Source organism: Bradyrhizobium nitroreducens (assembly GCF_002776695.1).
GTDB classification, from domain to species: domain Bacteria; phylum Pseudomonadota; class Alphaproteobacteria; order Rhizobiales; family Xanthobacteraceae; genus Bradyrhizobium; species Bradyrhizobium nitroreducens.
On record NZ_LFJC01000003.1, the window covers coordinates 3,548,076 to 3,562,563 of the forward strand.

Sequence of the window (14,488 nt, forward strand, 5' to 3'; positions counted from 1 at the left end):
AGGTCGCCGTGATCGATGTCGCCGAATTGAAGGTGAAGCCGGCCGCCGCCGTGGCACCGAACGTCACGGCTGTGACGCCGGTGAAATTGGTGCCGGTGATGGTCACCGACGTGCCACCGGCCGTCGGACCTGCGGTCGGCGAGATCGAGGTGACGGTCGGCGAGGGGATATAGGTGAACTGGTCCGCAGCAGAGGTGGCCGACGTGCCGCCGGTGGTCGTCACCCTGATATCAACCGTGCCGGTGCCGGCCGGCGATGTGGCCGTGATCTGGGTGGCGGAATTGACCGTGAAGCCGGTCGCCGGCGTTGCGCCGAAGGTCACGGCCGTTGCACCGGAGAGGTTGGTGCCGGTGATGGTGACGGTGGTGCCGCCCGCACCCGGACCCGACGTCGGTGAGATCGAGGTGACGGTTGGCGCGGGCACGTAAGTGAACTGGTCGGCCGCCGAGGTTGCCGATGTCCCGCCGGCGGTCGTCACTGTAATATCGACCGTGCCCGTGCCGGCGGGTGACGTCGCCGTGATCTGGGTCGCCGAATTGACCGTGAAGCCTGTTGCGGCCGTTGCTCCGAACGTGACCGCGCTCGCGCCGGAAAGGTTTGTGCCGGTGATCACCACGGTCGTGCCGCCGGTCTGCGGGCCCTGGGTCGGAGAAACCGAGGTCACCGTCGGCGGGCTGACATAAGTGTACTGGTCAGCGGCCGATGTCGCAGACGTCACGCCATTGTTGGTGACGGTGACGTCGACGGTACCGGCGGCCCCAGCCGGCGCGACTGCCGTGATCTGCGTCGCGGAGTTGACGGTGTAGCTGGTGGCATTGGTGGCGCCGAACTTGACGCCGCCGGCCCCGGTTGTGCCGGTCAAATTCGCGCCGGTGATGACGACGCTGTTGCCGCCCGCGGTCGGTCCCGCGGTCGGAGAGACAGCCGTTACCGTTGGCGTTGGAAGGTTGACGGTGATCGTAAAGGACGTGTCAGTCAGCTCGGGATTGAAATTGCACTGGTTGGCCACCGTGCAGGCGCTTGCGTACCAGATCACAATCGTGTCGGTTCCCCCGCCCGATTGCGAGTTGAGCGTGATGTCGTACTCGGGAAACGACGTAAAACCGCCATCCGGCACGGGAACGAGCGTGTAGGTTCCCTTGCTCGTCGTGTAACTCAGATTCGTAGGGGTGAGGCCTCCCGCCGTCATCGGATAGTTGTTGAAGGCATCAACGTTGGGATTGCTGCCGTTCGATGAGCCGTAAAGACCCCACGCCACGGAATTGTTGGTGACACAAAGACCGACGGTGTTGCCGCCGCCGGTGCCGTTGATCGTGATCGTTGCAGCGTTTGTCGAGCCGGTCGTGACAGTGCACGCCGCATTCGCTGCCGCGATGGTACCAATCATCAAGACGGCCGCGAGGCCGATGCTTTGAACCGCGCGCCAAAGGGTCCGCGATATGCGCCGATGCCCGGTCCGGCTGTTGTACGCCAAGCCCGCCCATTCCCGGGCTGTTACTGGCACGGCCACAGCAAAAGCGTGACTCACCGGCCCCCCTTGCGGCAGCTCCCGACATAAGAGCTTCCGCGCTGAAATCCCTGATTGTGCAATTGATCGCGTAAATTCTTGCGTGCATTTAGGGTCTGATGCCGGAAACAATGCAAGCGCATGCAGGCCTGAACGCCCCGAAACGTCATCCAGGAGGACTACTTTCCGGCGAACCGTGGCATTGCGGCAACAAATGCGTGCTTCGGCAATGATCGCCGGGGATGTCGATTTATGGTTGTGCGCCTGCTTGACTGTCAACGCAGCCTGGTTAACAATCTAAGCGAGTGCGGTTCTATAATTTCATTCTTTAATTTAGGTATTGCCGTCGTCGTTCGCATGGTCACGCGACAGATCACTTGATTTTTTGGGGGAGGGGTTATGCCGTACGAGCCTGTTCTGGGGCAGATCATGCCTTTCGCCGGCGCAACGATCCCGAGGAATTGGGCGCTCTGCAACGGAGCGCTGCTCGCGATCCAGCCCAATCAGGCCTTGTTCTCTTTGCTCGGTACCTATTATGGCGGCAACGGCGTGACGACGTTTGCGCTTCCCGATCTGCGCGGCCGCGCCATTCTTGGTTCGAGCGGCAGCTCCGGGGCGTATCCGGCCGGCGCGCTCGGCGGATCGGTGTCGGTCAACATGACCGCGCTCCAGCTGCCGCAGCACAATCACCTCATCCAGGCGACGGCTGCGAACGGCCAGGGACGCGGTGCACCGCCCGACAACAACATTTTTGCGACGAGCACAGCGCCGGCCGGGAAGAATATCTTCCTGACCGCAGGCAGTGCCGAGACCCCGCTCGCGACCGGCACGAATTTGGTGAACGAGGGCAGCGGCCAACCGCACAACAACATGCAGCCCTATCTCGTCATCAACTATTTGATCGCGATGCAGGGCACCTACCCCTCGCGAAACTAGCAACTCCCCGGATCGGGTCTCCACCGACCAGATCAAATTTCAACGCTTCGAACCTATCGCGCGTCTTGTCCATCGGCACAATCAGGCTGGCGTGCACAGAGAGAGAGGGGAGTTTTGCGATGGCAGATCCGTTTATCGGCGAGATACGTCTGTTCGGCTTTCCGCGAGTCCCGGATGGCTGGCTGGCCTGCAGCGGACAGTCGCTGGCGATCTCACAATACGACGTCCTTTATGCGGTCATCGGCACGACCTATGGCGGCGACGGAGTGCAGACCTTCAATCTCCCCGATCTGCGCGGTCGCGTTCCGATCGGCCAGGGCACCGGACAGGGCCTCCCTACCTATGCGCTTGGCCAAATGGCGGGAGAGGAAGATCATACGCTGATCGAAGCGGAAATGCCGGTGCACAGCCATTCGCTGATGTCGTCCACGGCCACCGCCGACACGGCAACACCGGGACCGACCGTGCACCTGGCAACGGCTTCAACCGGCAATCTTTACGCGCCGGTCATGAATGCCGCGCCCTACGCGACGATGGCTCCTTGCGTCACCACGGCAGGCAAGAACATCGGACACAACAACATGATGCCGACCGTCGTCGCCAACTACTGCATCTGCTTCAACGGCATTTTTCCGTCACCGGGCTAGGCCGCCCGGGTACTGGGCTCGTCTCAAGGAAAGCAACATGTCAACTCCCTACGTCGGCGAAATTCAGGCGTTCCCGTTTGCCTTCGCGGTTGGCGGCTTCAACAATGCCTGGCTGCCGTGCTTCGGACAGCTTGTCGCCGTTCAAGCCTTCACGCCGTTGTTTGCGCTGATCGGCACCAATTACGGTGGCAACGGCACGACCAACTTCGCTTTGCCCAATCTCAACGGCGCGGTGACGATCAGTCAGGGTACCGGGCCGGGATTGCAGCCGCGCGTCGTCGGCGAGTCCATCGGCAGCTCCCAGGTCAGCCTGATCGGCGACAACATGGCGATGCACACGCACGCGCTGCAACTGGGCAGCAACACTGCGCAAAATGCCGCGCCCGGTCCCGGGACGGGAATGAACATGGTCGCGCTCAATCCGGTGTTCAACGGCTTCGTGGATCCGCCCGGCAATCTCACCTTTTCGCCCAACGCGGTCACGTTCACCGGGCAGAGCCTGCCTCACGACAACATGCAGCCGACCCAGGCCCTGATCATGTGCATTGCCTATGCGGGTATCTTTCCGAGCTTTCCATAGCGCCCACGCATGATCGACGGCGGCGCGCGGCTCGACATTGTCCCTGGCGATCCGGATTTGCGCCTGCGGTCAGCCGATCCCGGTGATAAGCCGTTCACGCGGCAGCTGTTCCGCGAGGCCAGGAGCAGGCAATTCATAGCCGCAGGACTGTCCGGGCCGATCCTCGAGCAGGTTCTCGAACAACAATTCCGCGGCCAGACGAACGGCTATGCCGTGCAGTTTCCGGACGCGATCTCGTTGATCGTCACACGAGACGGGGGCGCGATCGGTCGTCTGCTGCTTCATTGCGCAAGCGGGCACTGGCACATCATCGACATCGCGCTGCTGCCGGCCGCTTGCGGTCGCGGCGCCGGCGCGAAGATCCTCGACGCTCTCGAAGCTAGCGCTCGGCAGCAGAGTGTCGGTGCGCTGACGCTCACGGTGCTCGCGAGCAATGTGAGGGCGCGCCGGTTTTACCTGCGGCACGGATTTGTCGAGCGGGAGGCTGCGGGCGCCGCGTACATTGCGATGAGAAAGGATATCGGCTAGCGCGCCGACGCTTGGCGCAGGAACTCCACAAGCGCCGCGTTCACCTCGTCGGGCCGTTCCTGCTGCACCCAATGGCCGGCGCCCTCGATGATCAGCTTTCGCTTCAGATTGGGCAGCACGCGCTCGAGCTCGTTGACGCGCTTGGCGCCGATCAGGCCGGTGATGACGGCGTCCCGGGAGCCGGCGATGAACAGCGAGGGCTGACGGATCTGTGCGTCCTGCCAAGGCGCTGTCAGCTCCCAATTGCGGTCGATGTTGCGGTACCAGTTCAGCCCGCCGCGAAAGCCGGACTTGCGGAAGCTCTCGGTGAAATAGGCGAGATCTTCCTCGCTGAGCCATGCGGGCAGGGGCTCCTCGGCGGTCGCGTGGCTGAGAAAGCCCTGGCCCTCCTGCACGAACATGGCGGCAGTGGGATCGGCGAGCCCGCGTCCCCCGAGCACGATGCGCATGGTGCGGGCGGCATCGCGCTCGAGCTCGGCCTCGGCGACCCCGGGGGCCTGGAAATACTGCCAGTAGAAGTTGGTGACGCCGCCCTGGCGCAACAGGTCGAGCGGCCTACCGCGCCCGCGGAACGGCGGCGGCACGCTCAGCCCCGCGACCGCCGCGAAGATGTCCGGCCGGAACAGCGCCGCGTGCCAGGCGACCGGCGCGCCCCAATCGTGCCCGACCACCATCGCCCTGGTCTCGCCGAGCGCCTGCACCAGGCCAACCACGTCGCCGACCGTGTCGAAGATCGAATAGGCATTCACGTCGGGCGGCGCCGCGCTCTGGCCGTAGCCGCGCATGTCGGGGGCGACGACGTGAAATCCGGCCCCGGCGAGGGCGGGAATCTGGTGGCGCCAGGAATAGGACAGCTCCGGCCAGCCATGGCAAAGCACCACCAGGGGCCCCTGGCCGGCTTCGCGGATGAAGAGATCGATGCCGTTGGCCTTGATCACGCGGGTGGAGGACATCGCTTTTCCGCCTTGTTTCAGGGGTTTGGTCGGGAAACATGAGGTGCCACGATAGGGGCGCGGCGAGAATCGTGCAATCTTCGGGCAGGTGTCCAACCCCCGCGTTGTTCGCACCGATTCCAGCTGTTAGAACGCTGCTCTCAGGGCTTGGCCATGGTATGTCGTCTTCCTTCCCACCGTCGCACCCGGTTCACCGCCGGAGCGCTGGCGCGCGGCCTGATCGCGGCGGTCCTGGCGGCAAGCATCGGCTGGAGCGGGGCGCTTTGGGCCGCGAACCAGAGCGTCCAGGGCGCGAAGAAAACGGAGGATTCCGGCTTCGACGGCGATGCCCCAACCGCGATCCTGATCGAGGCCACGAGCGGCAGCGTGCTGTTCGAGAAGAATGCCGACGAGCTGCGCGCGCCCTCCAGCATGATGAAGCTGATGACGGCGGAGGTCGTCTTCAATGCGATCAAGAAGGGCGACATCAAGCTGACCGACGAGTACCGGATCAGTGAGAACGCCTGGCGCCGGGGCGGCGCGCCCTCGGGCGGCTCGACCATGTTCGCCGCCATCAACAGCAAGGTCTCGGTCGACGATCTCCTGCACGGCGCGATCATCCAGAGCGGCAACGACGCCTGCATCGCGCTCGCCGAAGCCATGGCGGGCAACGAGAAGATCTTCGCGGCCGACTTCATGACCAAGCGCGCCCGCGAGCTCGGCATGACCAGATCGACCTTCGGCAACTCCAACGGGTTGCCCGACCCCGCCAACAAAATGACCGTGCGCGAACTCGGAATCCTCGCCCGGCACATCATCCTGGACTTCCCCGAATTCTACAAACTGTTCGGCGAGAAGGAGTACACCTGGAACAAGATCCGCCAACCCAACCGCAATCCGCTGCTCAATTCGATGGAAGGCGCCGACGGCCTCAAGACCGGCTACACCAAGGAAGGCGGCTACGGCATGGTCGGTTCGGCGGTGCAGAACGGGACGAGGCTGATCGTCGTCGTCAACGGGCTGGAAGATCCCGAGGATCGTGCCACGGAAGCCAAGAAAATGCTGGAATGGGGGTTCCGCAATTTCGAGACCCGCACGCTGATCGCGGCCGACCAGCCCGTCGGCTATGCCAAGGTGTTCGGCGGCGAGAGTCGCTCGGTGAAGCTCGTCGCCAAGACTCCGGTGAAGGTGATGGTGCACAAGAACGGCAGCGACAAGCTGATCGCGCGCGTCGTCTATAGCGGCCCGGTGCGGGCGCCGGTCGAGGCCGGCCAGCGGGTCGGTGTGGTCAGGGTCTGGCGCAGCGGCAACATCGCGGTGGAGACGCCGGTCTATGCCGCCGAAGCGATCGGCACCGGCTCGACCGTGCGCCGGGCGATCGACGGCGCCAGCGAGCTCGTGATCGGCATGTTCCGCGCAGGCGCCGAGAAGCTCTGATCATGAGTGAGAGCGCGGGACAGCGGCCGTCCGGACGCGGACGCTTCATCACCTTTGAAGGCGGTGAGGGCACCGGCAAATCGACCCAGATCAAGAAGCTCGCCGACCGTCTGAAGGCGGCAAAGCTGCGCATCCGAGTCACCCGTGAGCCGGGCGGCTCGCCGGGCGCCGAGATCATGCGTCATCTGGTGCTGTCGGGCATGGGCAGGCTGCTCGGCCCCGAGGCAGAGACGCTGCTGTTCGCCGCCGCGCGCGATGACCATGTCCGCACCGTGATCCTCCCGGCGCTCAACCAGGGCACATGGGTGCTGTGCGACCGCTTCGCCGACTCGACGCGGGCCTATCAGGGCAGCCTCGGCCGCGTGCCGGCCGGGCTGATCAACGCGATGCAGCGGGTCACGATCGGCGATCTCAAGCCGGATCTCACCATCGTGCTCGATTTGCCGGTCGAGATCGGCCTGCAGCGCGCCGCCGCGCGCCGCGGCAGCGGCACGCCCGACCGGTTCGAGAGCGAGCAGCTCAGTTTCCACCAAGGCCTGCGCGAGGCCTATCGCAAGATCGCCGCGGACGATCCCGCGCGCTGCGTGTTGATCGACGCCAATTCCGACCCTGACACGGTCGCAGGCCGCGTCTGGACTGCGCTGCGCGATCGCCTGCTTCCGACGCCGGCTTCGGTGGTGTCGGCATGAGCCCGCGTCAGACCGAGCGCGAAAGCGCCATTCCGCATCCGCGGGAGACGAGCCGTCTGTTCGGCCATCGCGAGGCCGAGGCGGCGCTGTTGGCGGCCTATCGCAGCGGCCGGATTCCGCATGCCTGGCTGATCGGCGGGGCTCAGGGGATCGGCAAGGCGACGCTGGCCTATCGCATGGCGCGCTTCGTGCTCGCTCATGGCCAGCCGCTCGCGGAAGCCGTGCAGCGCGCCGAGGACCTCGCGATCGATCCCGACGACCCCGTGGCGCGGCAGGTCGCGGCGAGTTCGCATGGCGGCCTGCTGACGCTGGAGCGTACCGCCAACGATCGCGGCGTGATGCGCACCGTGATCACCGTGGACGAGACGCGCGAGACGATCGGCTTCTTCGGCTCGACCGCGGCGGCAGAAGGCTGGCGCGTCTGCATCGTCGACACCGTGGACGAGCTCAACCCGAATGCGGCCAACGCGCTCCTGAAGATTTTGGAGGAGCCGCCCCAGCAATCGTTGTTCCTGCTGGTAAGCCACGCGCCCGCGCGCGTGCTTGCCACGATCCAGTCGCGTTGCCGCAAGCTCCGCCTGCGGCCGCTCGCAACGGACGATGTGATCGGGGCTGCGGCTGCAGCGGCCGAGCTCGATCCGAACGATCATGCGCTGCGCGAGGCGGCGGAGGCCTCGGAGGGGAGCGTTGCACGAGCCCTGACGCTGCTCGGCGGCGACGCGCTGAAGCTCCAGAAACGCACGGCGGCGCTGCTTGCGCGCCTGCCGCAGGTCGATCCGCGCGAGTTGCACACGCTCGGCGATTCGCTTCCCACCAGCGACCGCGTCGCGCTCGCCGCCTTCATCGACGGCATCGATCGCTGGATTGCGGAACGGCTGCATGCGGACGAGGCCAATGCCAACCAGAACCTGCCGCGCCTTGCGCGCTTAAGCGAGGTATGGGAAAAGATCGTCCGCGCCGCGCGCGACACCGAAACCTACAATCTGGAGCGCAAGCCCTTGGTTTTCTCGGTGTTCGGCTGGCTGGCGGACGCAACGCGCTAAAGCATGATCCGGAACAGTGCGCAGCGGTTTTCCGAAAAGGATCATGCGCAAATCAATAGTCGAACTCAGGTTCGTTTCCAGATTTCGAGAAGCCGGTAAAGGAATTCGTCGTGGCAACGCGAGCTAAGAAAACCGCCAAGGGCAAGAAGGCTACGAAGAAGGCCGCCGAGAAAACCGCCAAGAAGGCCGTGAAAGCGCTTGCGCGCAAAGCCGCCAAGAAGGTCAAGAAGGCCAAGAAAGCTACCGGCAAGAAGGGCGTGAAGAAGAGCGTCGCGAAGTCGGCACAGGGAGCCGGCAAGAAGGCTGCAAAGAAGCAGGTCGTCGCCAAGAAGGCAGTGAAGAAAGCGGCCAAGAAGCCAGCCGAGAAACCGGCCAAGAAAGCAGCGAAGGCTCCGGCGGAGACAGTAGCCAAGACGGCAAAGGCCACTGCACCTGCTGCGATCGCGGCGCCGGCTGCCGTCGTCGTGCCGCCGAAGGCTGCCAAGCCCAAAGTGTCGAAGCCCCAGGTGCGGCCTGCGCCGAAGCCCGTCGCAGCTCCGCAAGCCGCCGCGCCCATTGCCGCCCCGGCGCGCGACAACGTCTTCTACATCACGACCGCAATCGCTTACCCCAACGGCAGCCCGCATATCGGCCATGCCTATGAGGCGATCGCGACAGACGTGCTGGCGCGTTTTGCCCGGCTCGACGGCAAGGACGTGTTCTTCCTGACCGGCACCGACGAGCACGGACAGAAGATGGTGCAGACGGCGGCCGGCGAGGGCATGTCCGCCGCAGCCCTCGCGACCCGCAATGCCGGCCGCTTCAAGGAGATGGACCAGCGCCTGAACGTGTCGTTCGATCGCTTCATCCGCACCACCGAGGAGCAGCATCATCGCTCCAGCCAGGAGATCTGGCGGCGTATGGAAGCGAACGGGGACATCTACGCCGACACCTATGCGGGCTGGTACTCGGTCCGTGACGAAGCCTATTACGCCGAGGACGAGACACGCGTGAACGACGACGGCGTCAGGCTCGGCCCGCAGGGAACGCCGGTCGAATGGGTCGAGGAGAAGAGCTATTTCTTCCGCCTCTCGGCGTATCAGGACAAGCTGCTCAAGCTCTATGCGGATCATCCTGATTTCATCGGCCCGGACTCCCGCAAGAATGAGGTGGTGAGCTTCGTCAGAGGCGGCCTGCGCGATCTCTCGATCTCGCGCACCACGTTCGACTGGGGCGTCAAGGTGCCCGGCGATGAGGATCACGTGATGTATGTCTGGGTCGACGCGCTGACCAACTACATCACCGGCGTCGGCTTCCCCGACGAGAGCGACAAGAACTGGCGCTATTGGCCGGCCGATGTGCACATCATCGGCAAGGACATCATCCGTTTCCACGCGGTGTATTGGCCGGCGTTCCTGCTGTCGGCCGGCATCCCGCTGCCGAAGCGGGTCTATGCCCACGGCTTCCTGTTCAGCAGAGGCGAGAAGATGTCGAAGTCGGTCGGCAACGTCGTCGACCCCTTCAACCTCGCCGACCAGTACGGCGTCGATCAGGTGCGCTATTTCTTCCTGCGCGAGGTGCCGTTCGGCCAGGACGGCAACTACAACCACGAGGCCATCGTGGCACGCATCAACGCCGACCTCGCCAACGATCTCGGCAATCTGGCGCAGCGTTCACTGTCGATGATCGCCAAGCAACTTGGCGGCGTGCTGCCCGAGCCCGGCGAATTCAGCGACAACGACAAGGCGATCCTGGCGATGGCCGACGGCATGGTGGCCGCATCGCGCGAGGCCATGGCAACGCAGCAGATCCATCACTGGCTCAACGCCGTGTGGGCCGTGGTCGCGGAGGCCAACCGCTATTTCGCGGGCGAGGCGCCGTGGGCGCTCGCCAAGACCGATCCCATCAGGCAGAAAACGGTGCTCTATGTCACCGCCGAAGTCGTGCGCCAGATCGCGATCCTGGCCCAGCCGGCGATGCCGGCCGCTTCGGGCAAGCTGCTCGACAGCCTCGGTGTCCCCGAATCCGAGCGCACCTTCGCCATGCTCGGCGGGGCCAAGCGGATCGCGCCGGGCTCGACGCTGCCTGCGCCGACGCCGGCATTCCCGCGCTATATCGAGCCCACGGCTTAAACACTACTCAGAGACTCGGCGCCGGGCGCCCGGCCTTACGCTTGCCTGGGAGGGCTTGCGCGGGATGCCGGGACCTCTGCAGCCCCTTGCTGACAGGTATTTAGATGGGCGGCTAGCCGCGCGACCGACGCCGCGCACGCGATTCGATTCGTGTCATTGATCCAGATCAATGCAACTTCAGCGCCGGACTCTGCTTTTCGCACCTGGGCAAGATAGGTGAGAATTGGGTCCACCGGATATCAAGGACGACGGCAAGTCGCCAAAAAAGCTTGGGAGGTCGCGCAGACCCGGATTTTGGCAGCGACTGCTTAACCTGAGTTGGGGGCAGGGACCGGCTCATCGAGACCGCATAGCGGCCGATTTGCGCGAAAGCGAAGCGAGGTTCAGAGGGGTCCTGGCGGCCAGTCCGGACGCCGTTATCATGATCAGCGCCGCTGGCGTGATCGAATTCGCCAGCGACCGCGTCACCGACATTTTCGGATACGCGCCCGACGAGCTTGTCGGCAGCTCGATCGAGGTGCTGATCCCAGAACGATTTCGCGGCGAACACTCCTATCAGCTCAAGGCTTATTTCCGGAAGCCGACCTCCCGAATGATGGGTGGTGGATTGCTGCTGTATGGGCGTCGTAAAAACACGACGGAATTCCCGGCCGAGATCAGCATCAGTCCGATCATTTTGGCCGACCGGTATGCCGCGATCGCTGCAGTGAGGGACGTTTCCAGCCGCAGAACTCTCGAAGCGCTCCAGCAAGGAGCAGCGGAAGCCTTGCGCGAGAGCGAGGAGCGCCTAAGATATTTCATCAAATACTCACCCGCCGCGATCGCGATGCTCGATAATGAGCTGCGTTACATCGTCTACAGCGACCGCTGGCTGGTCGACTACGGTCTCCTTGGGCGCGATCTGCGCGGGCTGTCACATTATGAAGTCTTTCCCGAAATTCCGGAACGCTGGCGCGCGATTCACCGCCGCGCCCTTGCGGGCGAGACGCTTCATGCCGACGAGGATTCGTTCACGAGATCCGACGGACGGCTGCAATGGCTGCGCTGGGAGGTGCGCCCCTGGTTCGATGCGCTCGGCAACATCGGCGGCGTCGCCTTCCTGACGGAGGACATCACGGACCGCAAGCGAATCGAAGCGCAACTCGCACAGGCGCAGAAGATGGAAGCTATCGGCCAGTTGACTGGCGGCATCGCCCATGACTTCAACAATCTGCTGACCGTCGTCCTCGGCAACGCAGAGGTCCTCAAGCAGGAGATCAATAGCGACGAACTTCGCAAGCTGGTCGAGCCGATCATCGCCGCTGCCGAGCGCGGCGCGAGCCTGACGCAACTGATGCTCGCCTACGCGCGCCGCCAGGCGCTCGAGCCCAGCACGTTCGATCTGAATGAGGTCGTGACGCACATGAACGCGCTGCTGCGGCGTACCATCGGCGAGAATGTCGAAGTCGAACTTCGACTTGCGAAGTCATTGTGGAGCGTGACCGCCGATATCCGTCAAACCGAGACTGCCATTCTCAATATCGTCCTCAATGCGCGCGATGCGATGCCGCAGGGTGGCAAGCTGACGATCGAGACGGCCAATGTCGATCTCTCGGACGATTATGCCGCGCACAACTTGGAGGTCAATCCAGGCCAGTACGTCATGGTGGCCTTGTCCGACACGGGCAGCGGCATCGCCCCGGAGATGCGTAACCGCATTTTCGAGCCGTTCTTTACGACCAAGCCGGTCGGCAAGGGGACGGGACTCGGACTCAGCATGGTGTATGGCTTCGTCAAACAGACGGGCGGACACATCCAGGTCTACAGCGAAGTCGGCCACGGCACGTGCATCAAGATCTATTTGCCGCGCGCCGAAGCCGGCGCGACGACCGGTGTCCCGTCTTCACAAGCTCCGGAACCAACCGCGACCGGCTCTGAATCCATTCTCGTCGTCGAGGACGATCCTCACGTGCGGATGTTTGCCGTCCAGCAATTGCGTCGCCTGGGCTATCGGGTGACGGAGGCCGCCGACGGACCGTCCGCGCTCCTTGAGGTTTCGCGTTCCGGAGCGCCCGATCTGTTGTTCACGGACGTCGTGATGTCTGGCGGCATGACAGGACGTGAACTCGCGGAACGGATCGGACAGAGCTTCCCAGGCATTCGGGTTCTGTTCACCTCGGGCTATACCGAGAACTCGATCGTCCATCATGGTCGGCTCGATGCCGGGGTGCATCTGCTGCAAAAACCCTACAGGAGCGACAAGCTGGCGCAGAAGGTGCGCGAGGCACTGGACCTCTGATCCTGATTGCCCACGGCGCTTGGCCGCGCAGGAACCGGCCGGAGCGCGCGATCGGCGGTCCGGTTGACGTCTCCTCGCACTAGCCCTACCTGTGAGTTGAGGCCCCCGTCGACAGCCATCCAGCACCGTCGAAGGTCGGGACCGCGGACGGCCGACCTCTGGGTTTTGGAAAGCGACGCTCGATAATGCTTGTCGACAGCCACTGCCATCTGGATTTCCCCGATTTTGCGGAGGATCTCGACGGGATCGTGTCGCGAGCGCGCGCGGCCGGCATCGGTCGCATGGTCACGATCTCGACTCGGGTGCGAAAGCTCGATCAGCTCCTAGCCATCTCTGAGCGCTACGACGACGTCTACTGCTCGGTCGGCACTCATCCGCACCACGCGGATGAGGAGGACGGCATTTCGCCGGACGAGCTGATCTCGCTCTCGCGGCATCCCAAGGTCGTCGCGCTCGGCGAGGCCGGGCTCGACTATTTCTACGACAACGGCTCGCCGGAAGCGCAGGCGAGGGGCTTTCGCGCCCACATCGCCGCCGCCCGCGCCACCGGCCTGCCGCTGGTGATCCACACCCGCGAAGCTGACGAGGACTGCGCCCGCATCCTGGAAGACGAGGCGGCAAAGGGTTCGTTTCGCGCCGTGCTGCATTGTTACACGGGCGGGCGTGAGCTGGCGCTGAAGGCGGTGTCGCTCGGGCTCTATGTCGGATTCACGGGAATCCTGACCTTCAAGAAGTCGGAAGCCTTGCGCGCGCTTGCTGCCGAATTGCCATCCGATCGCATCCTGGTCGAAACGGACTCGCCCTATCTTGCGCCGGGCAAGTTCCGCGGCAAACGCAACGAGCCGGCCTATGTGATCGAGGTCGCAAAGGTGCTGGCCGAGACACGCAGCGTGTCGCTCGATGAAATCTCGCGTCAGACCACCGAGAATTTCTTCCGCCTGTTCTCGAAGGTGAAAGCTTGAAATTGGGAGCCGCATGGCGCTGACGCTGACGATCCTGGGCTGCGGCTCCTCCGCCGGCGTACCGCGCCCGGCGCTCGGTTGGGGCGCCTGCGATCCCAACAATCCCAAGAACCGCCGTCGCCGCTGCTCGCTGCTGGTGGAGCGGACCTCCGAGCACGGCACCACACGCATCGTGATCGACACCTCGCCGGATCTGCGCGAGCAATTGCTTTCGACCAATGTCGACCACATCGACGCGGTTTTCTTGACGCACGAGCACGCCGACCAGACCCACGGCATGGACGATCTGCGTTCGGTCGTGATGCATATGCGCCGCCGCATCCCGACCTACTTCAACCAGTCGACCGCCAAGGACATCATGGCGCGGTTCTCCTATTGCTTCATCTCGCCGGAGGGCAGCGACTACCCGCCGATCCTGACGCGGCATTCGATCGAGGCGGGCGAGAGCCAGATCATCCTGGGGAAGGGCGGCGCGGTGACGATGACGGCGTTCCTGGTTCAGCACGGCGCCATTCCCGCGCTCGGCTATCGTATCGGAGACGCCGCCTACACGCCCGACCTCAATGACATCCCGCGCGAGAGCTGGGGTGCACTGGAGAATCTCGACCTCTGGATCGTCGACGGGCTGCGCTACACCAACCATGTCAGCCATTTCAGCATCAACGACGCGCTGTCCTGGATCGAGCGGTTCAAGCCGAAGCGCGCCGTCATCACCAACATGACCGCCGACGTCGACTACGAGGTCATCAGGCAATCGCTGCCCGCCGGCGTGGTGCCGGCCTATGACGGGCTGCGGCTGGAGACGCGCTGAACCTGCGGTAGAAATTCCGCCGCACCG

At 64.2% G+C, this 14,488-nt stretch carries 13 protein-coding genes; 11 read left to right on the forward strand and 2 right to left on the reverse strand.

The features are described 5' to 3' along the window. Positions 1 to 1,387 (reverse strand): IPT/TIG domain-containing protein (locus TSA1_RS17305; RefSeq protein WP_174719312.1); only part of this gene is annotated, 1,387 nt, incomplete at its 3' end. 519 nt (positions 1,388 to 1,906) lie between these two features. On the opposite strand from TSA1_RS17305, the gene TSA1_RS17310 reads away from it, so the two are divergent. From TSA1_RS17310 to TSA1_RS17325, 4 genes are all read left to right on the forward strand, one after another. Further along, positions 1,907 to 2,443, forward strand: coding sequence for a phage tail protein (locus tag TSA1_RS17310; protein ID WP_100177410.1), 537 nt, complete (start codon positions 1,907 to 1,909; stop codon positions 2,441 to 2,443). Between the two features lie 119 nt (positions 2,444 to 2,562). Further along, a complete protein-coding gene (locus TSA1_RS17315) occupies positions 2,563 to 3,090 on the forward strand; it encodes a phage tail protein (protein WP_100177411.1) in 528 nt (175 codons plus the stop codon). Positions 3,091 to 3,127: 37 nt separating this feature from the next. Beyond that, positions 3,128 to 3,670 carry a phage tail protein gene (locus tag TSA1_RS17320; protein ID WP_100177412.1) on the forward strand — a complete coding sequence of 181 codons (543 nt, stop codon included), beginning with the start codon at positions 3,128 to 3,130 and terminating at the stop codon, positions 3,668 to 3,670. Between the two features lie 9 nt (positions 3,671 to 3,679). Further along, positions 3,680 to 4,198 (forward strand): GNAT family N-acetyltransferase, encoded by a 519-nt coding sequence (locus TSA1_RS17325; protein WP_174718939.1) that lies wholly within the window; start codon positions 3,680 to 3,682, stop codon positions 4,196 to 4,198. Here the strand turns inward: TSA1_RS17325 and TSA1_RS17330 are convergent. Next, positions 4,195 to 5,151 carry an alpha/beta fold hydrolase gene (locus TSA1_RS17330; RefSeq protein ID WP_100177413.1) on the reverse strand — a complete coding sequence of 319 codons (957 nt, stop codon included), beginning with the start codon at positions 5,149 to 5,151 and terminating at the stop codon, positions 4,195 to 4,197. The two genes, TSA1_RS17325 and TSA1_RS17330, sit on opposite strands and share 4 nt — an antisense overlap. A gap of 153 nt (positions 5,152 to 5,304) precedes the next feature. Between TSA1_RS17330 and TSA1_RS17335 the strand changes: the two genes are divergently transcribed. The 7 genes from TSA1_RS17335 (at position 5,305) to TSA1_RS17365 (ending at position 14,461) form a co-directional block, all read left to right on the forward strand. After that, positions 5,305 to 6,567 carry a D-alanyl-D-alanine carboxypeptidase family protein gene (locus TSA1_RS17335; RefSeq protein ID WP_100177414.1) on the forward strand — a complete coding sequence of 421 codons (1,263 nt, stop codon included), beginning with the start codon at positions 5,305 to 5,307 and terminating at the stop codon, positions 6,565 to 6,567. Between the two features lie 2 nt (positions 6,568 to 6,569). Beyond that, complete coding sequence (tmk, locus tag TSA1_RS17340) at positions 6,570 to 7,256, forward strand: dTMP kinase (RefSeq protein WP_100177415.1); 687 nt, start codon at positions 6,570 to 6,572, stop codon at positions 7,254 to 7,256. Then, positions 7,253 to 8,299 (forward strand): DNA polymerase III subunit delta', encoded by a 1,047-nt coding sequence (locus TSA1_RS17345; protein WP_100177416.1) that lies wholly within the window; start codon positions 7,253 to 7,255, stop codon positions 8,297 to 8,299. The genes tmk and TSA1_RS17345 overlap by 4 nt, the downstream gene beginning before the upstream one ends. A 110-nt stretch (positions 8,300 to 8,409) precedes the next feature. Next, positions 8,410 to 10,410 (forward strand): methionine--tRNA ligase, encoded by a 2,001-nt coding sequence (metG, locus tag TSA1_RS17350; protein ID WP_100177417.1) that lies wholly within the window; start codon positions 8,410 to 8,412, stop codon positions 10,408 to 10,410. A 361-nt stretch (positions 10,411 to 10,771) separates the two neighbouring features. Further along, positions 10,772 to 12,688, forward strand: a complete 1,917-nt coding sequence (locus tag TSA1_RS17355) for a hybrid sensor histidine kinase/response regulator (protein WP_161497240.1) — start codon at positions 10,772 to 10,774, stop codon at positions 12,686 to 12,688. A gap of 185 nt (positions 12,689 to 12,873) precedes the next feature. Beyond that, positions 12,874 to 13,650, forward strand: coding sequence for a TatD family hydrolase (locus tag TSA1_RS17360; RefSeq protein ID WP_100177419.1), 777 nt, complete (start codon positions 12,874 to 12,876; stop codon positions 13,648 to 13,650). A 13-nt stretch (positions 13,651 to 13,663) separates the two neighbouring features. Beyond that, on the forward strand, positions 13,664 to 14,461 hold the full coding sequence (locus tag TSA1_RS17365; protein ID WP_100177420.1) for an MBL fold metallo-hydrolase: 798 nt from the start codon (positions 13,664 to 13,666) through the stop codon (positions 14,459 to 14,461). Positions 14,462 to 14,488: the final 27 nt, after the last annotated feature.